The 25,031-nt window shown below is 57.2% G+C and carries 18 protein-coding genes; 12 read left to right on the top strand and 6 right to left on the bottom strand.

Annotation, left to right across the window (positions count from 1 at the left end; translation table 11 throughout):
* Positions 1-279: 279 nt before the first annotated feature.
* Positions 280-3,069, bottom strand: coding sequence for a bifunctional aconitate hydratase 2/2-methylisocitrate dehydratase (locus J7412_RS15400; RefSeq protein WP_209079455.1), 2,790 nt, complete (start codon positions 3,067-3,069; stop codon positions 280-282).
* 369 nt (positions 3,070-3,438) lie between these two features.
* Between J7412_RS15400 and J7412_RS15395 the strand changes: the two genes are divergently transcribed.
* The 7 genes from J7412_RS15395 to J7412_RS15365 all read left to right on the top strand — a co-directional run bounded on the left by J7412_RS15395 (position 3,439) and on the right by J7412_RS15365 (position 12,633).
* Positions 3,439-4,083, top strand: coding sequence for a hypothetical protein (locus J7412_RS15395; protein ID WP_209079454.1), 645 nt, complete (start codon positions 3,439-3,441; stop codon positions 4,081-4,083).
* Between the two features lie 12 nt (positions 4,084-4,095).
* Entirely contained in the window at positions 4,096-5,085 is a 990-nt protein-coding gene (locus J7412_RS15390; protein WP_209079453.1) for a hypothetical protein, read from the top strand.
* 9 nt (positions 5,086-5,094) lie between these two features.
* Complete coding sequence (locus J7412_RS15385) at positions 5,095-6,759, top strand: peroxidase (RefSeq protein ID WP_209079452.1); 1,665 nt, start codon at positions 5,095-5,097, stop codon at positions 6,757-6,759.
* Between the two features lie 209 nt (positions 6,760-6,968).
* Positions 6,969-7,856: a GNAT family N-acetyltransferase gene (locus J7412_RS15380; RefSeq protein ID WP_209079451.1), complete on the top strand. Its 888-nt coding sequence runs from the start codon at positions 6,969-6,971 to the stop codon at positions 7,854-7,856.
* Positions 7,857-7,980: 124 nt separating this feature from the next.
* A complete protein-coding gene (locus J7412_RS15375; protein ID WP_348540506.1) occupies positions 7,981-8,397 on the top strand; it encodes a methyl-accepting chemotaxis protein in 417 nt (138 codons plus the stop codon).
* 487 nt (positions 8,398-8,884) lie between these two features.
* Positions 8,885-11,587, top strand: a complete 2,703-nt coding sequence (locus J7412_RS15370) for a Hint domain-containing protein (RefSeq protein WP_209079449.1) — start codon at positions 8,885-8,887, stop codon at positions 11,585-11,587.
* 8 nt (positions 11,588-11,595) lie between these two features.
* Complete coding sequence (locus J7412_RS15365; RefSeq protein ID WP_209079448.1) at positions 11,596-12,633, top strand: hypothetical protein; 1,038 nt, start codon at positions 11,596-11,598, stop codon at positions 12,631-12,633.
* Positions 12,634-12,870: 237 nt separating this feature from the next.
* On the opposite strand, the gene J7412_RS15360 is transcribed toward J7412_RS15365, so the two are convergent.
* The 4 genes from J7412_RS15360 to J7412_RS15345 all read right to left on the bottom strand — a co-directional run bounded on the left by J7412_RS15360 (position 12,871) and on the right by J7412_RS15345 (position 18,994).
* Positions 12,871-13,584 (bottom strand): sugar transferase, encoded by a 714-nt coding sequence (locus J7412_RS15360; protein WP_209079447.1) that lies wholly within the window; start codon positions 13,582-13,584, stop codon positions 12,871-12,873.
* Between the two features lie 519 nt (positions 13,585-14,103).
* Entirely contained in the window at positions 14,104-15,324 is a 1,221-nt protein-coding gene (locus tag J7412_RS15355; RefSeq protein ID WP_209079446.1) for a polysaccharide biosynthesis/export family protein, read from the bottom strand.
* Positions 15,317-17,533: a polysaccharide biosynthesis tyrosine autokinase gene (locus J7412_RS15350; RefSeq protein WP_209079445.1), complete on the bottom strand. Its 2,217-nt coding sequence runs from the start codon at positions 17,531-17,533 to the stop codon at positions 15,317-15,319. The genes J7412_RS15355 and J7412_RS15350 overlap by 8 nt, the downstream gene beginning before the upstream one ends.
* A gap of 99 nt (positions 17,534-17,632) precedes the next feature.
* Positions 17,633-18,994, bottom strand: coding sequence for a hypothetical protein (locus J7412_RS15345; RefSeq protein WP_209079444.1), 1,362 nt, complete (start codon positions 18,992-18,994; stop codon positions 17,633-17,635).
* A gap of 278 nt (positions 18,995-19,272) precedes the next feature.
* Between J7412_RS15345 and J7412_RS15340 the strand changes: the two genes are divergently transcribed.
* The 5 genes from J7412_RS15340 to J7412_RS15320 all read left to right on the top strand — a co-directional run bounded on the left by J7412_RS15340 (position 19,273) and on the right by J7412_RS15320 (position 23,914).
* Positions 19,273-20,742, top strand: a complete 1,470-nt coding sequence (locus J7412_RS15340) for an oligosaccharide flippase family protein (protein WP_209079443.1) — start codon at positions 19,273-19,275, stop codon at positions 20,740-20,742.
* A 156-nt stretch (positions 20,743-20,898) separates the two neighbouring features.
* Complete coding sequence (locus J7412_RS15335) at positions 20,899-21,165, top strand: hypothetical protein (protein WP_247743960.1); 267 nt, start codon at positions 20,899-20,901, stop codon at positions 21,163-21,165.
* Positions 21,165-22,613 (top strand): hypothetical protein, encoded by a 1,449-nt coding sequence (locus J7412_RS15330; protein ID WP_209079442.1) that lies wholly within the window; start codon positions 21,165-21,167, stop codon positions 22,611-22,613. Before J7412_RS15335 ends, J7412_RS15330 begins: the two co-directional genes overlap by 1 nt.
* Positions 22,540-23,019: a hypothetical protein gene (locus J7412_RS15325; RefSeq protein WP_209079441.1), complete on the top strand. Its 480-nt coding sequence runs from the start codon at positions 22,540-22,542 to the stop codon at positions 23,017-23,019. The genes J7412_RS15330 and J7412_RS15325 overlap by 74 nt, the downstream gene beginning before the upstream one ends.
* A 97-nt stretch (positions 23,020-23,116) precedes the next feature.
* On the top strand, positions 23,117-23,914 hold the full coding sequence (locus J7412_RS15320) for a metallophosphoesterase (protein ID WP_209079440.1): 798 nt from the start codon (positions 23,117-23,119) through the stop codon (positions 23,912-23,914).
* On the opposite strand, the gene J7412_RS15315 is transcribed toward J7412_RS15320, so the two are convergent.
* Positions 23,844-24,938, bottom strand: coding sequence for a glycosyltransferase family 1 protein (locus J7412_RS15315; protein WP_209079439.1), 1,095 nt, complete (start codon positions 24,936-24,938; stop codon positions 23,844-23,846). The two genes, J7412_RS15320 and J7412_RS15315, sit on opposite strands and share 71 nt — an antisense overlap.
* Positions 24,939-25,031 lie beyond the last annotated feature (93 nt).

The raw sequence follows: 25,031 nt of genomic DNA, 5'->3' as shown, positions 1-25,031 counted from the left end.
GAAGCGAGATCTGACAAAAACTGAGACGAGTCACAAAAGAGAATTCGGGTTTCGCATATAATTAACGGGTGAATTACACTTTGCCGGAAAGACGTAAATCAAGGGGTAACGCAACGAACTGCGCATCGCCAAAAGGGGCTAACCCGCTAAAATTATTTGTTTTTGAGAGACTCGACAGGCGAGAAAATCGCTTAGCAGGCGATTGTATGCATATCGCATCAGCGCCTGAAAAAGAAAACGGGCAGCACCTTTTCCAGATGCTGCCCGTCGGTGTGTTTCTTAGAAGTGTGCGGACTTCGCGTTCGCTGGCACCTGAAGCGGTGGTGCGAATTTGGTCAGGTCGATGCCTTCAACCGCCTCTTTGTATTCTTCCAGCGTTGGTGTGCGGCCGAGGATCGCGGAGAGCACCACCAGCGGTGTGGACGCAAGCAGAGACTCACCCTTCTTCTCCGGCAGGTCAGCCACAACACGGCCTTGGAACAGGCGGGTTGAGGTCGCCAGTACGGTGTCACCCTTCGCAGCTTTCTCCTGGTTGCCCATGCAGAGGTTACAGCCTGGACGCTCAAGATAGAGAATGTTCTCATACTCGGTACGCGCCTGCTGTTTCGGGAACAGATCATCAAACTCAAAGCCCGAGTACTTCTGCAGGATGTCCCAGTCGCCCTCTTCCTTCATCTCGTCGATGATGTTGTAGGTCGGCGCGGCCACAACCAGCGGTGCCTTGAACTCGACTTTGCCATTGGCGGCTTCGAGGTTCTTCAGCATCTGAGCCACAATCTTCATGTCGCCCTTGTGCACCATGCAGGAGCCCACAAAGCCCAGGTCCACTTTCTTCTCAGCGTTGTAGTAGCTGATCGGACGGATGGTGTCGTGGGTGTAACGCTTGGAGACGTCTGCGTTGTTCACGTCCGGGTCGGCGATCATTGGCTCAACGATCTGGTCCAGATCCACCACAACTTCTGCGAAGTACTTCGCGTCGCTATCCGGAGTCAGTGCTGGCTTCTCACCGGACTGGATTTCGGCAATGCGGGCATCCGCTTTGTCGATCAGGCCCTGAAGCATCTTCACTTCGTTGTCCATGCCCTTGTCGATCATGATCTGGATGCGGGATTTCGCAAGCTCCAGAGAACCGATCAGGGTCTCATCGTTGGAGATACAGATCGAGGCTTTCGCCTTCATCTCTGCGGTCCAGTCGGTGAAGGTGAAGGCTTGGTCTGCCAGCAGCGTTCCGATGTGCACTTCGATCACGCGGCCTTGGAACACGTTGTCGCCGTGCTGCTCCAGCATCTGCGCCTGGGTGGCGTGCACCACATCACGGAAGTCCATGTGATCAGCCATCTGACCTTTGAAGGTCACTTTCACAGATTCTGGGATCGGCATGGAGGCTTCACCGGTCGCGAGCGCCAGAGCCACAGTGCCGGAGTCCGCACCGAAGGCCACGCCTTTGGACATACGGGTGTGGCTGTCGCCGCCGATGATGATGTCCCAGTCGTTGACGGTGATGTCGTTCAGCACCTTGTGAATCACGTCGGTCATGGAGTGATAAACGTCTTTGGGGTCGCGCGCGGTGATCAGGCCGAAGTCGTTCATGAACTGCATCAGACGCGGCGTGTTGGCCTGCGCTTTTGCATCCCACACAGAGGCAGTGTGACAGCCAGACTGATAGGCGCCATCCACGATTGGGGACACAACAGTCGCCGCCATCGCTTCCAGTTCCTGCATGGTCATCAGGCCGGTGGTGTCTTGAGAGCCAACGATGTTGACCTTCACGCGCACGTCGGAACCTGCCAGCAGAGTGGCACCCGGCGTGGAGCCCAGAGCGTTTTTGTTGAAGATCTTTTCAACAGCAGTGAGGCCTTGGCCTTCCGCGGTGATCTCTTTGGACGGCGCAAAGACAGGAGTTGCTTCCACGCCCAGAGCTTCTGCAGCAAATGTCTGCAGCTTCTTACCAAAGACAATCGCGTAAGAGCCGCCAGCCTTCATGAACTCGGCCTTTTGCGGGGTGAAGGCTGAGGACACATCCACCAGCTCTTCGCCGTCTTCGCTCAGCAGCTTTTTGTCTTTGGTGTTGATTTTCAGAACGGTGCCGGTCTCAACAGAGTATTTCTGCTCAAGGATCGGGTTGCCGTCGTTGTTGAGGATCGGGTTGCCATCCTCATCGGTTTTGCGCACCCAGTTCTTCAGGTCCAGACCGATACCGCCGGTCACGCCAACAGTGGTCAGGAAGATCGGGGAGATGCCGTTGGTGCCCGCCACAATCGGCGCGTAGTTCACAAATGGCACATAAGGGGAAGCTTGCTTACCGGTCCAAAGCGCCACGTTGTTCACGCCGGACATACGGGACGACCCCACACCCATTGTGCCTTTTTCGGCGATCAACATAACTTGCTTGCCAGGGTGCTGCAGCTTCAGCTCTTCGATGTGCTTCTGTGCCGCTTCGGTGATCATGCACTTGCCGTGCAGTTCACGGTCCGCGCGGGAGTGCGCTTCGGCACCTGGGGACAGCAGGTCGGTGGAGATGTCACCTTCTGCCGCAATGAAGGTCACGATCTCGATCTCTTCGTCGATGTCAGGCAGCTTGGTGAAGAACTCTGCCTTCGCATAGCTTTCCAGAAGGTCTTTGGCGATAGCATTGCCACCGTCCAGCGCTTCTTTGAGGCGCGCTTGGTCCGCGTCATAGAGGAACACCTGAGTCTTCAGAACTTCTGCGGCTTGCTTCGCGATGGCTTCATCGTCGCCCAGCGCCAAATCCAGCAGCACGCGCACGGAAGGGCCACCCTTCATGTGCGAAAGCAGCTCAAATGCAAACTCTTGAGAAATCTCGGCCACATCAGCGGCACCAAGAATGATCTCTTTGAGGAATTCCGCTTTCACACCAGCAGCGCTCGTGGTGCCCGGAAGTGTGTTGTAGATAAAGAAGTTAAGCGCACCTTCGCGCGCCTCGTTCCCGGTGTCCTTGATCAGTTCGATCAATTCGGCAACCAGGTCTCCCGCGTCAATCGGCTTGGGGTTCAGACCCTGCTCTTTGCGCGTTTCGATTTCAGCTAGGTAATCCGTATAAAGGCTCATGGCTATCCTGACGAGTAAGCGTTAGAAGAAGCGAGAGCACAGGGTGCTGACAAAGATCAGCGCGCCCTGAAGCGCTCTTTGTATGCCGATGTATACCAAGCTTGCCTCGGTTACAAGGTCCTGACCAACGACAATATGCTTAAAACGCGTTGTGAACTAGGCCATTTGGCCGGAATCTCAAGCCCAGCAATCGGTCGCCTGCCACATGGCTGCGAAATCGCATACCACATAGGGCCGTCACCGTCACATCTTGCGGATGCGACCAAAGCACACCCCAAATTTTTCCGCCTTTTCCGTTAACAAACCGTCTCAATTGGCTTAATCTGAGAGAATATTTTTAAGTGCGTTGTTATTTAGGTCGAGGTTTTTATGACCAATGTTGCCGGCAAGGCGTATGCCATGAATGTCGTCACTCCAAGCAGCCCCAAGCTGACATGGCTCAACCGATTGTTTTTCATGGCGGCGCGAGGATTGCCTGAGCGTTTGGCCGGGCTTTTGGGCCTGTCTCTCATTCACTTTGCCCGCTGGGTGATTATCAAACCCAAGGACTGGCCGGATCTCGGCCAAGGCCCGCAAAATCTGCAAAACGACTACGTTCTATTCTGCTCCAATTTCAACGGAACATGGGACCAGTATATCGACGCCTTTTCCGATGGCATTCCCAGCGGGCTTGATCTGTTCTGGTTTTCCGCCACGAAATACCCGCTGTCGATACCGGTCACGCCCTTCAAAGATTACATCACCCACAATCAGATCAGCACGGATTACTACTACAACGCCACCCCCGGCGCCGCGCAGCGTGACATCAAAGGGGCGCTGAAGGTTTATGATGCGCTCCTGCACCTGGAGACGGTCTACGCCGAAGAAAGCCCCGAAGCCTTTGCCCGCAGTTTTCGCGAGGCCATGAGCCGGGTTCAGGGCTGTTTGGGCGACGTGGGCTTTGGCCCGGTCGCCAGCCTCAGCACCGAACGCGCGGATCTGAACCGCAACATCTATGTCGCCAATGATGCGTGAGGAGCGCCCCCAATGCCAGATCTGGACAGCGGCCACTACTTCCTGACAACGCTCGCCCCTATCCGCGACAGCGCCGCAGGCGAGCACACCCACACCTCATATACGCAAGCCGCCCGCATTGCCTTGGCAAAAATGCCACCCGCGCTGCAATCTCCTGCCACGCAGAAAAGCGGCAAAAACAGCCCCTTTGCGCGTAACAACCGTACCCATTTTGCCCGCATGTTTGTGCTCAATGACGCGGTTTACAACGGACGTGTGGGCAAACGCTTTCGCGGAGACCCGGTTAATCCGCAACATGTGGACCGCTTGAACACATCTTATGTGGTGTTTTGTGCCGACATTGACGCGATAACCGAAGATGGTGCCCCTTTGCCGGAAGAGCTTTCCCGCACGGAGCACAAAGAGGTCCGCGCCGCTTATGCCCGCACGCTCTGGAACACCATGGAGGCGGAATTGCGCGCGGTTTATTGCAATTGTGAGGGCTTTGACGGCGTTCAGTCCGCTGACGACTTCGCGCTCTATCTGGACAAGTGCCACGTCGAAACGACCATGCCGTTTCATGACTATTACCTCAATTTGCCCGACTTCCACCATCTGCCGCTGCGCCGCCTGATTGCTTTGGTCGCTGTACCACTGCTCTTTGCTCTTTTGGGGCTCTTGCTGCGCCTGATCGGTGTGATGGACATGCCGCTTCTACCTATAAGCACCTTCTGGGCCTTTATTGGCGGCTTGCTTGCGGCCGTCCTCATGGCCGCGGCAGCGGTGTGGTATGTGTGCCAAAACGGGAAGAAACCTCTGCCCCCTGCAGAATATGACGATCTGCCCTCGGTGCTTAAGGCGCTCTATCTGCAGCAGAAATTTGCAGATTTCGCAGTCGACACCCAAGGGGCCGATCCCGAAGAACTGCACGCGCAGTTTGGCGCCTTTCTCGCCGCCCATCAGCCGGCAAACAAGACCGCGCCAACGCAGCTCCCCGGCACGATTGCAGCCCCAAAACCATAAGGACAGCCCATGGCACGCACCCTCAATCTGCATGACATTCAGGGCAATGTGATCCGCGCGTATGGGCGGTATTCCTTCCCGTATGCCCGCTACTTTTTTCTGCATATCGACAAGGCTGCCGAGGGGCGCAAGTTCGTCGACGCGCTTCGCAAGGTTGTCACCACAGGCGCGCGCTGGCCGGAAGAGGCTGAAAAGCCCGCCTGTACGGTCAATGTTGCTTTCAGTTTCATGGGGCTTCTCGCTTTGGAAGTGCCTACGCGCACCTTGAAAGGCATGCCTTTTGAATTTGCTGACGGCATGAAGGCGCGCGCCTTTGTTCTGGGCGATCGGGACACCACAAAAGTGGCGCAGGACGATCCGGAATGGGATGCACATTGGGATCCCATCTGGCAAAACAACCGCGCTCCCGGCAGCGGAGGGGCTGAGGATGTGCACATCTGGATTTCTCTGAACGCGCAACTTGCGCAACCGGGTAAGGCTGATCCCTCCCCCGCACTTGAGACACGTACCCAGTGGTTGCGCGATCTGTGCGAGGCCTCAGGTGGCGGCGTGCGCATATTGAATGCCGGTCGTGATAGCAGGGCGGATTATCTGGAAGCCAATGCGGTGTTTGGCACCCACGGCGATGTCGTACTGCCCACACCCAAAGAGCATTTTGGCTTTGCGGACGGCATCGGTGATCCGGTGTTTGACGGGCAGTACCGCCCCGAAGACATGCCTGATCGGGTCATCGGGCGCGGCAAGCGCATGGATGGCAAATGGACGCCCATCGCCACCGGAGAGTTTATTCTCGGCCACCCCGACGAAAGTCAGGAGTTGCCCCCTGCCGCCATGCCGCCTGAGTTTTCACACAACGGCACCTTCATGGCGTTTCGCAAACTCCATGAGAACGTCGGCAGCTTCAATGAGGTGCTGGAGGCGGAAAGCGCACGTTTCGCCAAGGTGATGTCAGTCCCAAAAGAAGAAGCGCGTGAAACGCTTATGGCCAAAATGTGTGGCCGCTGGTCTGACGGTGTGCCGCTGGCCAAGCACCCCACATTTGCGGGCTGGCAAGCCTTTAAGGCAGGGCGCGGCTTTGACGATCCAGATCCAGTCAAAGCGCTTGAAAATCAGATGGCTTTCCTGCGCTCCCCCTGCGCCTCAGATTTTCGCTACGCAGATGACATGCCGGGCTACAAGGTGCCCGGCGGCGCACATATTCGGCGCATGAACACGCGTGACTATCTCGACCCGCTCAATCAGGACGGCGTTGATGCCGAAGGGATGCCGTACCCCAACAAAAACGCCACCCATGCGCTCAACAAACGGCGCCGCGTGCTGCGTCGCGGCCTGCCCTACGGCAGCTCAGATGCCAGCAAAAACACAGATGACACAGAGCAAGGCGTCGCCATGATCCTGATGGGAGCCAGCCTGTTTCGTCAGTTTGAGTTTGTGCAGCAGCAGTGGGTGCAATACGGGCTGGATTTCAACCAAGGCAACAACACCTGCCCCATGCTGGGCGATCACAGCACCCACAAACGCCACACCATTCCGGCGGATCCGAAATGCGGAAAGCCGCCCTACATCATGTCCAAGCTCAAAACCTTTGTGGAGTGCCGGGGCGGAGAATATTTCTTTGTGCCCTCAATGACCGCCTTGCGGCTTATTGCTATGGGCGTGGTGGACCCAACATAAATACGCGACGTGGCGTAGGTTCAGAGCCAAAGCCACTCAATCACCGACAGCACCAGAAACACAGGAATAGAAAGTCCTATGGCCAAAAGAAGGGCCGCCGCCTTCGTCCATTTGGCGCTTGGTGCGGTCTGGCCATATACGGGGGTTTGTTTTGATTTTCTCATGAGTTTATTAACCATGATTTAGGTTTCAGATGCGTTAATGGCCGCATGTTTGATGCTTGCCCAGACCTCCCGCCAACCCCGCTTCAGCAAAGTGATGAATATCGCAAGGCTCTGGCACTGACCAAGACGCAAACCTCCGCTCTGGAGGACGGCACGCTGGTGCTGCGGCGCAAATTGGCAGGTGTGTCTGTGGCAATGCTCCCCCGCGCTCAACTCTCCCCAAACACCCTCCCCGCGCTGATCCGCAAACCCATCAAGGGCGGCAGCCTCTACAAACACCTTTTGGTGTTAAACCCCGATCAGCCCGCCCCGTGGCTGGGCAAGCTCGGCGCGGTTCCGGTGATGACCCCGCAGCACATCGCGGAGCTATCTTTGCAAGGTGATCTCCGCGCGCGACTGCATCAAAAGTGGCGCAACCGCCTGCGCTTTGCCGAACAGCAGGATCTGCGTATCACACGGCAGAACATGACACTGAAACCTGATCAATGGCTGCTGCAACAAAATCAGGCCCAGCAGAAAGAGCGCGGCTACAACGGCTGGCCCGATGCCCTCACGCTGGCCTATGCCAAGGCCAACCCCGGGTGCGCCAAGCTCTTCACCGCTTTCTCCGGGAAGACCCCTGTCGCAGCGATGCTGTTTTTGCGACATGGGCACAGCGCCACCTACCACATCAGCCACAGCACCGCTCTGGGTCGCTCATTGGCCGCACATAACCTGCTGATGTGGCAAGGCATGTGCTGGCTGGCCACCAAAGGGGCTTTGCATCTCGATCTGGGCATTGCCTCCACCGAAGGCTCCGCAGCAGGCCTCGCCCGCTTCAAACTGGGAACCGGTGCAACACTGCGCCCACTCGGTGGCACGTGGCTCTGGTGGCCGCCAATACGCGGAATGCTACGCCCCTTGAGTTTGCTGGACCAAAACCTGATGAAATGAGTGAACGACGGTCCAAGCCAGCAAGAAATAGCAACGCATTTCCAAGGGGGAAACGGGCTAAATCCCTGCGCCGATGGGATGCCATATTTCACCCTCCTGAACGCGTGAATTGAATTCACACAGTGTGTATCACTTGGCCCCACCCGAAGTGCGCTCACTGGCGCAAAGGACCTCAGATTGCGCCATGAAGATCAAAAACCTCATTTCTGCGAGCGCGCAGCAGATCGACAAAGGCATGGAGTTCGAGTGCAATGCCGGCGTCGCGATCAATGGCATTGCGAACCGCGTAAACCACATTTCCAAGTTGGTGTCCGAGCTGTCAGACAGAGCCGTGGAGCAGGCCAGCAATCTCGCAGAAATCAACAGCGGCACCTCGCAGCTTGAGCAAGTCACCCAGCGCAACGCTGCGATGGTCGAAGAAGCCGCCGCAACCAGTCAGGTGCTCAGCAATGACGCTGAAACCCTGTCGGAAATCGTCTCGTTCTTCCAGATTGATGGCACCGAATCAGCTGTGGCCCCCGAAGAAACTATCGCCGCTTAACAGGCCTGAGGGCGCTTCATCTGCACCTTTTTCGGTGTGAGCACACATGAAGCGCCTTCAGATCGCATCGCCGCGTTCTGACAACTACGCACCATCGCCGCGCCTAGATCTCTGCCAATAAAGGCAATCCCGTCTCTCCGTTGCCCGAAAAGACACACCTGAGACACGAAGAGGTCCCGCACGCGTCCTAATTTTATCACAAATGAAGGGCATTTTCGTGCCCCATGACGACACTGGGGATGACTACGGACTTTGTTCAAGTAAGTTCACACTTTCATAACAAACTCGTTGCTTGGTGCGCACTCACACTCTAAGTAGTGTCGGTTCGCAAATAAGCATCGGGTAGAATACCCGTTGTGCTACGGGACTTACGAAACGGCCCTCGCTGGCATCCTCTCATGTGCGTTTAAGAAGTCTTTTATCAATCTGGGGTTAGCTCTCAGAGAATTTTTGCATTCTGCACGCGCAGACCTAAGGAGGTGCCGAAATGTCAGGCGGTAGTGGTAGCGGATCCGGTAGCGGTTCTGGAAGCGGTTCTGGGAGCGGCTCCGGCGGCGGTGGCGGAGGTCTCGCCCCCCTCAATCCTGGTCCCGATGGTGTCGTACGCGGCGGCAATGGCGGTGAGAACATCTTCCCGGGCTTCACCGATGGCGACGGCGACCGCGTTGATAGCAACGATGCGCGCCTCCCCGGAGAAGCGGGCAACGATGACATCATCTATGCCAACGGCGGCAACGACACAGTCAACGCAGGCGCAGGCAACGATTACATTGATGCAGGCTCTGGTAATGACGTTGCTTACGGCGGTGACGGTAACGATGTGGTTGCAGGCAACGAAGGCAACGACACCGTTTATGCTGGTGATGGCAATGACACTGTGTTCGGCGGCGGCGGGAATGACAGCATCAGCGCTGGCTCAGGAAATGACCGCATCTATGGGGACACGCAGACCGGCAACACTGGCAACCTGATCACCAATGGGGATTTCTCCTCAAGCGCTGGCTGGCATCGCGTCGATGGCAACTACGATGGCGTAAGGCCAATTGTTGGCGGCGGGCACGCACAGTTCAATCAGGGTGGCCGCGCGGCTGGCGACGCAATTCAGCAGTCTTTCGCAACAAATATCGGTGCAGAGCATACTGTATCTCTGGACCTGTTTGAAAACCACTCAGGTGTCGCGCACCACGGTTTCCGTATCGACGTTCTGGATTCAGACGGCAATGTCATTTCGTCTGAAACCGTCGCGGTTCAAGATGGCACGTCAGAGCATGTAAGCTTTACTTTCACAGCGACGACCCCAAACACCACGCTGCGCATCACCAACACGACGGCTACCGGTAACAGCGGCAGCAGCGACGGCAAAATCGACAATGTGTCCGTCATCGAAACCCCGTCTGTGGCGGGCAATGATACGATTGATGCGGGCGCAGGCCACGACTATGTCGACGGCGGCGATGGCAACGACTCGCTTCTCGGTGGCGACGGCAATGACACCATTGACGGCGGCATTGGCAATGACACCGTAGATGGTGGCATAGGCCATGACCAAATCGATGGTGGCGCAGGCAATGACAGCCTGTATGGCCATTGGGGTGGCGACAACATCCAAGGTGGCAGTGGCAACGACACTGTGGACGGTGGCTTCTCTACCGACCACATGGATGGTGGCGATGGCATCGACACGGTCAGCTTCCAACGCGCATTTTCCTCGGCCGATCAAAACGTTGACCTCGACCTGCAGGCGGGCACAGCCCGCCTGAGCGATGGCACGACGGAAACTGCCACCAACTTTGAAAACGCGATCGGCAGCGCCGGTGACGACACGCTTGCCGGTACCGACGGTACCAACGTGATTCAAGGTGCGGACGGCGACGATGTGATTGACGGCCGCGGCGGTGATGACATCTTGATTGGCGGAGACGGCAAAGACGTCGTTTCCGGTGGCGACGGCCGCGACTACCTGGAAGGCGGTGACGGCAGCGATACACTTTATGGCGGTGCCGCAAATGACACGCTTGATGGTGGCGATGGGGATGACACCCTGTTTGGCAACGAAGGTTACGACACCTTTGTCAGCAGCGATGGCAGCGATAGCATCGTCGGCGGTCTTGGCCGCGACACCTATAAGAGCGCCGATCCGGCGGATGAGCACATTGATGCCTTCGTCGACGATGGTGGCAACGGTCACATCGACAAACTGATCGAGGGCTCACGCGATACGGTCAATCAGGTCGAGCATTTTGTTGCAGATGAGACTGCAAATGATGACTCCATCACGCTGACCACCAATGTCACCGACGTGTCAACGATCACGGGCTTTGACAACAGTGCCACCGGGGTGTTCACCCCCAACAACGGCGCTGCGATCAACTTTGGTGGTCCAGGTCAGCCCACGCTGCGCGACATTCTGGACGGAAATGTTCCGAATGTGTCGCCAGGCGGCACCTACCGGATCACCGATGGCGACGAAAGCGGCCAAGTTGGCAATATCTCCTTTGAGAACTTCGAAGAGATCAACTTCACCGTTGTCTGCTTTGCCCGCGGCACGCAAATCGCAACCTCGGAAGGCGAGGTCGCCATTGAGACCCTGTCGGTTGGCGACAAGGTGATGACCAAAGACAACGGCGCGCAGCCTATTCGCTGGATCGGCAACCGTCATATCTCGGCGGAGGAGCTTGAAAAGCACCCGAACCTTAAGCCCGTGCGCATCTCCGCCGGTGCTTTGGGGCCGGATATGCCCAAGCGTGACCTGATGGTCAGCCCACAGCACCGGATCTTTGTCAGTTCCAAAATTGCTGAGCGTATGTTCGGCAAAAGTGAGGTGCTGATTGCCGCCAAGAAGCTGACCATGTTCAAAGGCATTGATGTGGTGGAGGACAACCCGGATGGCGTGTCCTACTATCACTTCCTCTGCGAGAACCACGAGCTGATCTGGTCGGAAGGCACCGTGACGGAGACCCTCTTCACCGGCACCGAAGCGCTTAAATCGCTTTCCCCAGAGGCGCGGGACGAGATCTTTGCCATCTTCCCGGAGCTCAAGACCGGTGGAGAAAATGGCATTCCGATGATCGCGCGCGCCACACCAAAAGGCGCAGAGCTACGGGTGTTCTTGGAGCGCATGCAGCGGAACCGCAAGACGCTTGTGGACCCCAAAACGGCGGCTTCCGCCGAGGTTCAAATCCGTCAGTGAGGTAAGCCATGAAGGACACGCACAGCGTGGACCGTGTCGGCGGAGTTGAGGTCGCAAGCCTCATCTCCGCCACAGAAAAACTCCTGGGGCAGCCGGTGATCAAAGCCAGCTGCCCGGGCGGGCGTGACCGGGCGGTTTTTCGGATGTTTCTGGAAGATCAAACGGTGATTGTGTCCCGTCGCGACAACACCAAAGGCGCGGCACGGGAGCGGCGCATTCTGGAGCATGTCGCCCCCTGCACAGATCATTTCCCCCAACTTATTGGGGAGCATCAGGGGTTTCTGTTCCAGACAGATATGGGCCCGGTGAGTCTCGCAAATCGGATCGGGGCCATACGCCCCGCTGAGCAAAAGGCGCTGTTTGACGACGCCATTGTCTCGGTCTTCAACTATCAAATGCACATCGGCCGCCCCTTGCCTCAAGCTGAGGTGCCTGTGCTGTTTCAAGACAATGCAAAGCGCCAGTATTTCTGTGACGGCCCTCTTCGCACGGCATCGGTCTTTGGCCTGACGCTTGACGGATACGATCCCGACAAGCTGGCAATCGAATTTGCGCCAACAGACGCGTTCTTTCTGAAATGGGACAACCGGCTCGCAAACGCTTCTGTCGCACCATCAGGCACAATTGGCTGGTTTGATTTTGAAGACAGTTTTGTCGGCTCAGGTTTTGAAGATCTGGCTTGGCTGGCAGCAGATGAATACCATGCGCTGTCTTTTGCCGACATTTACCCGCTCTTTGTCGCACGGATCGAAGAATATCACGGGCTGGCCGCCCCTCTCGTGCTGCGCCGGTTTCATCTGATGACCACCCTCCTGATCGCGCTGCGCACGCGCCGCATCGGGCGTCACCTGATCAAACGACGCCGCTGGTACACCCGGCAGGAGATCGACAAATCAGATCGCGTTGGCGCGCATCCGGAGATGGTTCAGGCCCTGCTGCTGCGTGGCGAGACCTTCGCTGCGATGGAGAAAGAAACCTGGCCTCTCGTGAGGATGTTTGAGCAGATCCGCGAACAGCTCCAAGGCGCCCGAGGCTCGGCTGAGTGACATATGAAAGTGCATATCATATGCGCTTTCTGGATCGAAAAACCTCTCAAAGGAATAAGAGCGCAGATGCGCCCATCTGCGCTCTTATTTTAGTCTAGCGACGGCATTCAAACCAATTGAACTCGTTACTTAAATTGGATCTTCAAAATTAGACCTCAAATGCATGCGCGCATTTCTGATCTCTATGCCAAAAGAAATTTCCGACTATTTAACCTCACGGCTTGCGCTGAGCGCTGATTAGCACCCAGTGCGTTTGACAACTGCTTGCGACGTCTTAAGCACGATGCGGATGTCAAATCCCATGCTCATGCGCTGCAGGTATTCGTAGTCCATAGCCACACGGTCGTCATAAGAAACGCTATTGCGACCGGACACCTGCCACAACCCCGTAATCCCCGGTTTCTGAGCGAGGTAGAATTCTTCGCCGTGGCCGTATTTCTTAAGTTCATCCTGAACAACAGGACGCGGGCCGACAAAGCTCATTTCGCCGACCAGAACATTCCAAATCTGCGGCAATTCATCCAGGCTGGTTTTTCTCAGGAAATCACCAAACTTTGTAATACGCGGATCATCAGTCAGTTTATGATTTGCATACCACTCTTTTGCCGCTTCCGGATTTTCACGCAGATAGGCTTGGAGTTTTTCCTCTGCCCCCATCACCATTGTGCGCACTTTCCAGCATTTGAACTTACGACCGTCTTTCCCAACGCGCACATGACCAAAAAAGCCACTGCCTCCATCGCGACGCGTCACAGCCCAAAGGCAAAAAATGACCGGCGCCAAAACCGGAAGCATGATCAAGGCCAGAGCAATATCGAAGGCACGCTTACCGGCACGGCGATAAAACCGGTTTGCCGTAGCGCGTACAGTAGCCTTTGTGGCTGATCTTTCATCAGAGCGAGTGAAGCTCTGCCGGGCGAACAAAAAACGTTCTTCCACAATATCTTTCATGACCAAAACTCAAAACAGAACTTACGAAAAATAGCGAAAAGTATTCTTAGGTATTGGATAAACAGTAGTTTGATTCTGATTGTAAGTAAATTTTTAACTTATCTATATTCGTGGCTTTTCTGCACTGCAGAGATTTGTTGATTCTCCATTTTTTGGTGCCGCGCGTTAGTCGGGAAAACCTGACCAATTTACATAAAAAAGAAATCACCCTGAAATTCACCCACAATTGGATCGCGCCGATTATCGAATTTAAAAACAAAATTGTTCTCAAGTTAAATTTAAAAATACGCATAAACGACATATACTTACACAAAGCGTTTCAACAAATACCACCCGCGCAATAATCGTATGAATCTCTCGAAAAACAAGGGAATTTGCGCCATTTGTGACATTCCTTCATTTGGGAGGGCATCGAGACGCAGGCATTCATTTATTGGCGTATTACCTTCAGAGAATTCCCAATAAACGTGTTTTCCAAGACCGGATTCAGTGCAGCTGCAGCGCCCAAAATATCAACACTCAAAAGTCGTTTGCAGCATTGCCCATCAAAGCGGAAACAATCACCGCATCGCCTGGTAGAACGACGGTGTCACGTGTCGCGTCCAAACGCTCGATTCCGGCGCTTGTTCTACGCAAAATCACGTAATTCATATCCAAAAGATCGCTGGCGGAGCCCAGAATCACCCTATTTGAGGAGAGTACTGCCAATCTTTGTCGCTGATTCTCATGGCGTTGCCGCAGACCATCGCGGGCCTGCACAGCGCTCCGCAAGGCTTCCAGCGTTTCAAGTCGCCGCTGGTCATGAAAGTTGGATTGCGCGCGTGATGCAGTGATCCAGTCACTTTGCGCACGCGACTTTTGCGCCTCTAATTCCAAGATGCGCGCGCGTGCCTCGGACTCAAGGCGTTCTTGCGCCGTGACAATGGTCGCGCGCTGCAGACCGCGCTCCGCCAGTGATCTGGTGTCCTCCAACTCCTCCACCCGGCTCTGAACGACATCCTGCTGAATCGCAATCCGGCTGTCCAAAAGAGCGATTTCCGTTTCCAGTTCTTTGAGATGCTGATCCCAAAGCGCGTCTTGCCTACTCCCCTGCGCAATGAAGGTACTCAACAGCTGTTGCTCCAACCCAAGCTGCGCATCGATGATCTCTGGCATAGCGACTGGCATCTCGCGTGGATCGACATCTTGCGCGGCAAGCACCGACTTTTGCGCCAACTGCGCTTCCAGTCGCGCGATCCGGACTGTCTGGTGCGCAATTTCAAGGGCTGCCGCACGAAGTTGCCCTTCGGCATCCGCATGAAGCAATTCGCGCTGATCATCACGCAGGTCTGTCAGTGAAACGCCGCCTGCCAAACCAAGCGCAAGCTCCACGGTCAATTGTGGCAGGAAATCAAACGAGCCTGGGCGCTGCACCGCTCCGACAATTACGATGGGCGCATGGCTCTCAATCGCCAGACTGATATCCGGATTGACGTAGAGCTCCGCCGCCTTCAGGTCTTTCTCAAGGGCTCGCTCGGCTTCCTCCAGTGTCAGTCCCGCGACACGCGACTGCGCCAGCCCCGCAAACCGCAGATACCCATCCAGATCAACCGTGCCTGTCATGGGTTGCGACTCTCCCAGAAAACTTGCCTGAAGCCGGTCGCCGATGACCAGCTTGTAGCCCTCTCCATAGGCCAACGTGGCACCTAAACTCAGAAGCGCGGCCCACAGGCCCAGCGCGCATGCACTCGCTCTAACCATAATTGTAGTGCCTCACATAATAGTCGGGATCCTGCTGTGTGGAGACCATGGTCAAAACCATGCCCTCCGGACGCGCTCCGATACTGGCGAGATGTGTCAACCCCATTTTGACGGCACGTTTGGGCGTCTTACGCCAGCGAACCAGATACAACAGGCTGTCCGCCACCCCTGCCACCATAAGTGCATCGGAGACCGCAAGCACCGGGGCCGCATCTATGATGACGATCTCATAGTGGTACTTCAGCGTTTCCACCAACTCAACAAGTTCAGAGTGTTTGACCGCATCCGACAAAATACCTTTGGAGGAGGAACTTCCCAGAACATCAAAGTTCAGAGAACCTCCGCGCATGATGGCCTGACTGAGCGACACTCGCCCGGCGATGAAATCCCCAAGGTCATACTCCATTGTCAGATTGGCTTCGCGGTAGATCGCAGACTGTCGCGTGTCCAGATCCACGAGGATCGTTGAGCGGTTGGAAATCGCAAACATCCGCGCCAACGCCAAAGCCGCAGTTGATTTCCCCTCATTGGGCACAGAAGACAACAAAACATAACTGTGCGATGTTCCGCTCTCCTTCCGACTGAGCAGGGTTTCCCGCAGCTGCCGCAAGCGTTCGCTGAATAAGGAATAGGGATCATCTGCTAGGGAGGCAAAGATTTCTCCGGGGCCAGACCAATTGCCTTTGGGCAGGCTGCCCACCACCGGGAAGCCGTGCGCCGCTTCCAGCTGCGCACTGCGTGCAAATCCATGGCTGCTGGTTTCCAGCACAAGCGCGGCGATCAACCCGATCACCAAGCCCAGAACTGCACCAAAGGCGGTCAGCAGCTTCGGGCGCGGTGCGGACGGGCCTGAAGGGATTTTCGCAGCGTTGATTAAAAAGGCTTCGGCACTTTGCAATTCAACCTGTGAACGCGCCTCGCTCAAGCGCGCCAGCCAATCCTCATAGGTGCCGCGCAACGCATCCGCCTCGCGTTCCAGCTGACGCAGCTCAAGCGAAGAGCGCGAGATGGCGGCCAGCTTGGCCTCCAGTTCGCTCACGTTTTCCAACAATGCCTGCTCGCGGAACTCCAGAATGCGCACGTCATTGCGAAACCCCTCAATCACCTTGCGCGCCTCATCGGTCATTTCCGCATCCAGCTGCGCAATCACCGAAGCGATTTGTCGCCGCTCCGGGTGCTCTTCTCCCAAACGCGTTGCGAGATTGGCATCCTCTTGCAGCAAAGCCAGACGGCGCTCCCGTAAGGTCGCGAAGAGAGGCGAGGACAAGAGATCACCAACAGCGGGCGCTCCGTCCCCTTGCAACACCGCCTCGATCTGCTGAACCTGCGCCTCTTCTGCTGCAATTTCCGCGCGCACCCGGGCCAGCTGATCATTGAGCTCAATCATCTGCTGTGACACGATATCGCTGGAGGCCCCATCACTGATGATCTGCGCACTCTTGAAGTCTTCGACCGCCGCCTCGGCGCGTTCAACCTGCGTGCGCTGTGCCTCCACCTGATTGGACAACCAAGTGGTCGCACGCAGCGCCGCCTCGCGCCGGTTGACGATTTGCTGCTGGATATAACCATTGGCCAGATTGTTCGCCATGAGGCTGGAGAGCTGCGGATCCACCGTTTCAGACAGGATCTCGATGACATAGGACTGGCCCACGCGCCGAACCGAAAGCCCTTCGCGAATGCGCGAGGACACCCGGTTCATCTTCACCCGCTCCGGCGGGATCAGCGCTGGCGGCGCGTCGACCTCCTCTGTGGGGTCGGTTTTTGAACCGGGCGCGGGCTTTTTTGAGCGAAACCAGGAAAACGGCGGCAGCGGCGCATTGGCTTCGGCATAAAGCGCATCAATCCGATCCACACCAATGCTGCTGATGGCCTGTTCCAGCAACTGATTGGATTGAATGACCGCGACTTCGCTGTCCAAGATCGGATTACTCAATTGCAAATCAGACACCAACGCTTGCGAAGTCGATATCTGCGTATCCCTTGGGTCCAGCATCAATGTGGCACGCGCGGTGAAGTAGCTCGTCATTTGCGCGGTCAGCACATAAAACAGCGCTGCGACAGCGAATGAGCATCCTAAAATGAGCCATTTGCGCCGCAGCAAGGAGTGCACAAACTCGCTCAGATCAACCTCATCGCCCTTTGCATTGGATGCGGGCCGAACGATGTAGGAGCGCTCCGTGCCAAGGTCTTCGTTGCCAAGCGTATTCACATTCAATCTCCGTGCAGCGTCAAAACGCTCTGTCATCTCAATTCGAAGGGCGCCTCATCACTGGCGTGCTTTATGCGCGGTCCCCTGGGGGTGCGGCACTCAGCTGTTGAGCGACACACCATGCATCCCTGCCCTCAATTTTGGCCGAAAAGGCACCGGTCGCATTGGGCGCCCCAACAATTCTGATCCTCGGGCAATGCCTACAGCCAGCCCCGCCATGGCAAAAAATTCCGTGCCTAGATTGGGTGTCGTCTTGGTCAGCATCGCCTGCAAAAAAACCGCGCCACAGCCATATTGCAGGGCCGAGACCACCAGCGCCTGCTGTGACGCGGGATCCACCGCCCGCGCGCGGATCACAGCTACCAGAAACGCTCCGAACAACAGGGTTCCAACCAAGCCAATATTGCCCAGTGTCGCGCCAAGCCAACCGTTGCCGCGCACCGATCCGATGCCCGCCCCCAGCGTCCATGTGTCCCAGAAATTGACAAACGCCTGCCGGTTCCAGCTCATGCGCTCCACCCCAGAGGAAGAGGACAGCTTGGAAAACAAAACGTGGTCAAAATAGTCCCCAACCGCAGGCACAAGATTGAGGATCAAAACAGCGGTTCCAACAAAGAGCGGCAATAAGACAGCAACAGCACCCAACATCCTGACCTGCGCCGGGGGCAAATGATCCAAATGCATGTGACGCAGCTGAAGGCCGAGGAAAATCAGCATAAACGCCCCCACCGCCGCATAGGTGCCGCTGGAGGTCGAGCGCAGCACCAGAACCGTCACCACCAGCAGGCAGATGATCGCCAGCACATTTGAACGGTCGCCCACCCAATATCGCAGCCAGAACCCAAAAAGCCCGATGGTGTAATAACCGAAGGACGACGGCTCCGGAAATCCTCCAACCATGCGCTTTGCGCCCAACAGCATCTGGTGGTCGAGCATCTGATAGCCTGAGGTCCGGATCACGCTCAGCAAATCCGGCATGCCCAGCGCGTAGGAGGCGATATCTGCAAATCCAAGCGTGGCATGCACAGCCAATGCCGCCGCCATTGCACACACCACATGCTGCGGCTCGGGCCGTAGCCGGTAAAGCGTGGCGAGCACCAGAAAGGCAGAAGCAGACAGAAGAAGGCGAAAAGCCTGCGAGACATTGCTGTTTGACGGCTGCAAAGGCTGCAGCATCGGCAGCGCCCGGTCCTCAAAGCGGACCACCTGAAAAACCTCGGTCTGACCGACAAACAGGCGCGGCAGGAATATGGCCGAAACAACCGCCCCGATCAAACACAGCAACAGCCAGAACCCGGGGCGATAGGGGCGCACAGTACCCAAAGTCTGGCTGAACCAACGGCGCTGAAAGAAGAGCTGCACCATCATAACCAGCAGCACAATATCGCTGACCAAGAGGGATGTGCCGCCAACCGCCGGAAAGGTAATCGCCGCAGCCGCACCAAAAGGCAAAGAGACCAAAAAAGCCCAAAGCCCGCGATACGGCCCCTGTAACAGCAGGACACTGCACAAAAACACGGCAATAAAAGAGGTCGAGACGAATTGCATACCAAACCAGGTCTCAAATACGCTTTACTTACAAATACCGACAGGATGTAACATTTTAAGGCAATTTAACAGCCGCGTTCCCTATTCACGCGCCAAAACCTCTGAATTACCGATATCGCGCCCTGTGGCGCACGAATTTTCATCACCCGTACTTTGGTTTCTTTTGTTCAAAACTCGGATTTACAGGACAGATGGCAGATCGCGCTCCCGCAGCCCAATCCTCAGGTCAATCCAAAATCCAATCCGGCGCGAATGCGGCGCTCTCTATAATTGGCCTCGCATCGCAGCAAATATCCGGATTTGTCATCACGCTGTTGGCCGCAGGCTTTCTCGCCCCCGTTGAATACGGTGTCTACACGCTGGCCATAGTCTTTGTGGAGCTGGTGCTCGCGTTCACCTATGCGGGTTTTTACCATTTTATCGTGACCTCGTCGGAGGATGACAAAGCGGTGCTTTCCACCATGTTTTGGCTGATGCAGCTTGTGGGCTGGATTGGCGGTGGGGCACTGATTGTGTTTGCCCCATGGTTGGCACAGGTCTTTGACAGCCCTGATCTCGCCCCCGTTCTGCGCTATTTGGGCCTGCTGCAACCCTTTGCCTCCGGCATGGCCTGGGCCAGCGCCGTTCTGATACGGCGTCAGCAGATGCGGCGGCACTTCATCATCATGCTGCTGCAAAACAGTGCCGCCATGCTCGGCGGCGCAGTGGTGCTTTGGCTCTGGCAGTCGCTCTTTGCCATGGTGGTCTACCGCTATATCCGGGTTGTCATCGGTGTTTTTCTTTACAGCGTCATGACGCCGGATCGCCCCCATTTCCTGTTTGATCGACCAATGGCAGCACATGCGCTGCGCTATGCCTCAGGCCTTTATGGATCCCGCCTGCTGGTTTTTGTCTCCAATTTCGGCACAGACCTGTTGCTGGCCTATTTCTTCACAACGGCAGAATCTGGCCTCTACCGTTTCGCCAATCGGTTTTCGACCGCCACCATTGATATCGTGGGGCAACCATTGCGCAGTTTTGCACTCAACCAATTTGGCGCAGCTGCCCGAACAGGGGCCCAGCTGGAGCCGGTTCTCAACCGCTTTTGTGGCGTGATGGTCATTTTGATGGGAGGCTTCGCTGCCACCATTCTGGTGTTCGGAGCCGATCTCGTCACAACGCTCTTTCACCCAAGTTATCTCGCCGCCCTTGGCGCTCTCTATGCGCTGTCGGTGCGCGCCTTTGCCGGTTTTGGCAATGCGCTGATCCTGCCGATCTTTGCCGCCCGCAACAAAACGCAGGTGTCGATGTATCACAATCTGGTCTGGACCAGCGTGATGATCGCCACCATCTTTGTCACCTCCGATCAGGGCCTGAACACGCTTGCCTTTGCCCAAGCCTGCGTGGCCATCCTCACAGCCATTGCCGCACTCGCACTCATTTCTTGGCAAGGCGAGGTGCCCATTCGAGGCGCAGTTTACAACATCCTCATCGCATTGGCTGTGGTGGGCGCCTACTATGCCGCCGCCAGTGGCCTGTGGCTCTGGATCAAAAGCGGGATTGGCGTCAGTGGTCTCAGCCTTGGCATCGGCCTGTCATTGGCCACGCTTCTGGCTCTGGCGACGATCGGCGCGGGAATGCGGCTGCGCGTGTTTGATATGCGGGTCTTTGCCGAACGGTAAACCCCTTATAGCCAGCCACTACATACCACTCCCGTTGCGCGTAACTCGTAACCTGCGCGCGCTGCGCCCACCCCTGATTAAGTACGATCTGGCATCCCCCTTGCCCATCAAGCTCAGGCACCCCGCCTGACCGATTGACCATGCGAGGACACAGCTTTGCCGTCACCAGATGATTTTTCCCAATATCCCGTCACCCTGAACGCTCCGGCGGTGTCTCTGCAGGAGATCACCCCAAACGACAGCGTGGATCTCAGCAAAACCACACGCGCCCTGAACGTTGCCAGCAGCGGCACGGTGCGCCTCACAACCGCCGATGGCTCTGTGGCCACGCTTTTTGTTGCCGCCGGGATCACCTTCCCAGTGCGTGCCACGCGCATCTGGGCCACAGGCACAACCGCAACTGGCATCATCGGACTGAGCTGATGATAGGGATCGGCCTCGACATCTCTGCAAGCACGCTTGGGGAAGCCGGAACAGTCTCACCGCAACCAAGCTTCATCGCTCTTCTCGATGCGGAAGGGCAATCCAACATCGTGGGCTTCAATTCCATCGACAGCCTGCCTGCCTCGGCCCGGCGCCTTTATGGGGACGTCTCCCAACTCTCGATCACCGCCGGCGCAGGCACCTCCACGCCAACAGTGGAAACCCTGCCATACGTGCTCGCCGCAGCAGGTGAAACCATCGCTGGGCAAGAGGGCCGCTACGGTGAGCGCTGCCTCACGTCTGGTGGCGGCAGCGGTGGCACAGGCCCAACCATCGGCCTCGCCGCAGCCTTTGACACAGGCACGCTTTGGGAAACGGCGAGCGCGCTCCTGTTGGCCAAAGCGGCCACCGCCGGACAACATATCGACGCCTTCCGTCCAAGCCTTTCCGGACAGGTCTGGCAGAACAAGATCCACGGAAGACGCCATCTGCGCCAGACGCTTGCAAGCCTGCCTGCCCCTCTGCGCTATCAGGCGAAAATCTGGTGGCAGGGCGAAACCAATACCAGCACGCCACGAGCCGAGGCCAACCTCACGCACCCCGATATCGCCGATTACGCCCAACATTTTGAGGAGATCTACGCCTTTGAAGAGGCCCAAATGGGCGCGCAGCCGCCTTGGTTTCTGATCGCATTGTCTCCCATCGAAACCTCCCTTGGGTCCGGCCAACCCGATCCTTACACCGCCGCAATCAACGACCAATTGCGCGGCCTCTGCCGCTGGCACATCGCACAGGATGGCACCATCACCGACGCGGCCAACGGCGGTCATACTCAGCGCTATTTTGTCGAGCACGGTTTGCGCAATGGCAACAATGTGCATCTGACAGCTTCTCAAATGCAGCAACTCGGCCAGCTCATCGCCAATGCCCTCGTGGATCTGCGCGGTGCCGATGGCGCGTCGCAATCCTACGCACCGGCATTGCGCCCTGTGATCACGCAACTCGCCGAAACGGACATCTCGAACGCGGATCTGACCCTGTCCTTGCGCAGCACCGATGGCGGCACGCTTTATTTGGCAGCGCTGCCCGCAGGCGATCCGCCACCGACGCAAGCGGGATTGAAAGCTGGCATCGGCTTCCTTGCCACTCAGCAGGAATCTTTGCCAAGCACTCTTCCCCCCCGGCGGAGAATCCACTGTCCTTTTAAGCGCCCTGCCGCAGGACACCCCAATGGACATCTACGCGTTGCTGACGACAGACGAGATCGACAGCCCCCTGCAATTGCTCCCCGACATCACCCTGGCCTCCAGCGCCTCGGTCTGGGATGTGACCTATCAACCAAGCCTGTTCAGCTACTCCGAAAATGGGGCGTTGGTGAACAACAGCGAGACCGGCACCCGCTATGCACGCGGCACCCAAACACGCGCAACAGGGAAGTTTATCTTTGAGGTCGATGTGTTTGGAAGCGTGGTCTTTGTCGGGATCGGGGATCAGGATGCACCGCTGGGCGGCGGCACCAATGGTGTGCGCAAAGCCGGCTGGCTGGGCACCACACTGCGCTATTCCGGCAGCGGCCTTCAGCAGATGGGGGCCCATATCAACAGCCAGACAACCGTGCAGGTGGCCGTTGACCTGACAGCCCGCCAGCTCTGGCTGCGCCCTTCCGGCGCAATCCTCTGGAACAACACTGCCGATGCCGATCCCGCCTCCGGGACCTCTGGTGCAGATATTTCGGCCGTCCTTGGCCCCCTCAAACCGCTCGCAGGCCTTGGCCCCGGGACAACCACCGGCGCACGGCTGCGCACCGCCGGCCTCACATTGCCCCTACCAACGGGCTTTCAGCCCTGGGGCTAGCGGGAGGCTCCGCAAATGTGATCCATCCCAGGCGCTTCCCGCTTGACCCTGGACAAAAGCATGCCAGTCTGAGCTTATACTCCGATCTCAGACTGTGATGCCTCTGTTTCCCCGCCTGTTCCGCACCAAACCGCTCACCGAAAGCGCGCTTGCCCCGCAAAGGCCTTTCTTTGCCATCGGCGATGTGCATGGCTGCGCTGATCGTCTGGACGCAGCCCTTGGCTGGATCGCTGCCCGCCCTGAGGACACAGAAGCTCCGGTGGTGCTTTTGGGGGACTGTATAGATCGCGGCCCCAACAGCGCGGCTGTGCTGCATCGGCTGTTCAGCCTGCACACCGCCTGGCCAGACCTGATCTGCCTGCGTGGCAATCACGAGGAAATGCTGCTCGGCTTTCTGGATGATCCGGTCCAATACGCGCCAATGTGGCTTGGGGCTGGCGGCACAGAAACCCTGCAAAGTTTCGGCCTCACACCGACCACCAACAGTGAAGACGCGCTCTATGATCTGCGCGATGCCCTTGCGCAGGCCATGGGTGTGGAGATGATCCAATGGATGCTTGACTGGCCGTGGCTCTGGCAATCCGGCAACATCATTGCGGTTCACGCAGGTCTCGATCCAACCCAATCGCCCGATGCTCAAGACCCGGCAGTGCTGACCTGGGGCAATGCCGACTGCTATGACATTCGCCGCAAAGACGGGCTTTTTGTGCTGCACGGCCATCTCATTGTGGATCGCCCCGGCCTGATCAACGGGCGCATCGCAATCGACAGCGGCGTCTATGCGACCGGCGCGCTCACCGTGGCTAGGGTCGAAGCCGGAGGCCTTACGCTGAAGACAATAGACCAGCCTCATCCAGATGCGCCGCAAACTGCGCCGCCGCTGCCTGCCAAGTGAATGCGGCACTCTGAGCGCGCCCAGCCTCGGCCCGTTCTTTCCTTTCCTGCTGGTTGTCAGCGATGTCCTGCATCGCAACGGTCCAAGCTTGAGCGTCTTCTGGATCGGCGTAGCGCGCCGCACTACCACAGATCTCCGGCACAGCACCGCGCGGCGCGGCAATCACAGGACAGCCACACGTCATCGCCTCTACGGGAGGCAGCCCAAATCCTTCCGTCAGCGATGGAAACGTCAGGGCCAGCGCATTTTCATAGAGAGCGCGCAATTGCGCATCGCTCACCCGCCCCAACAGGCGCACCGACGCACTTTCCCGGAGACCGTTTTCGCCAAACACCCGCGCATTACCGCCCCCCGCGATCACCACGGGTGGTGCTCCCGCGCCGCGCCGCTCAGCCGCAGCAATCAACATTTTGAGGTTCTTATGCGGCGCGAAACTGCCTATGGCGAGAAAATACCCCTGCGGTTCCAGCGTAAAATCTGTGAGGGTTTCCGGATCTGCAGCGGTGCGCAAAATGTGGTCCGCCCCATTGTGCACCACCCGCGCCTTGCCGCGCGGCACGACACCATGCGCCTCCAACTCCCCTGCTGAAAAGCGGGATACCGTCAGAACCAGCCTGACCTTCCGCCCCAATCGCGGCTGCACCGCATGATACCACATGCGAAAGGCGCGCGCGTATGCCTGCGGCTGGGTGAACGCCTGCGCATCATGCATCATCACCACCTGATTGGCGGAGGCAATCGGCCCGATATTGCAAAGGCTAAGCAACGTCTCCTCGGCCGCCAGACGAGGTAAAGAGACCTGCTCCCAAAGTTGCCCTTTCAAGATACTTTCGGAAATTTCCACAGACTTGATCAGAGCGTCAGGAAAGGTTCCCAGCTCCTGAATTGGTCCTGGCTGCGGCACCACGCATCGCAGCTCCGGCGCATCGTCCCGCGCCAAAAACGCGCGCATCAGTTCCACAGCAACCCGGTCCACACCGGTCGGCGGTCGCGTCAAAAAGCGGCCATTGAGCAAAAGCGCCATCTCAAAAACACATCAAAGCAAACACATAAAAACAGCCTTACCATGCGAGCGGCTGCCGGATCTTTCAACAGCATTGCCACTTGGAGGCGCAAA

The sequence above is a fragment of the Shimia sp. R9_3 genome, assembly GCF_017743755.1.
Classification (GTDB): domain Bacteria; phylum Pseudomonadota; class Alphaproteobacteria; order Rhodobacterales; family Rhodobacteraceae; genus Shimia.
This window is presented reverse-complemented; position numbering and strand designations above follow the sequence as displayed.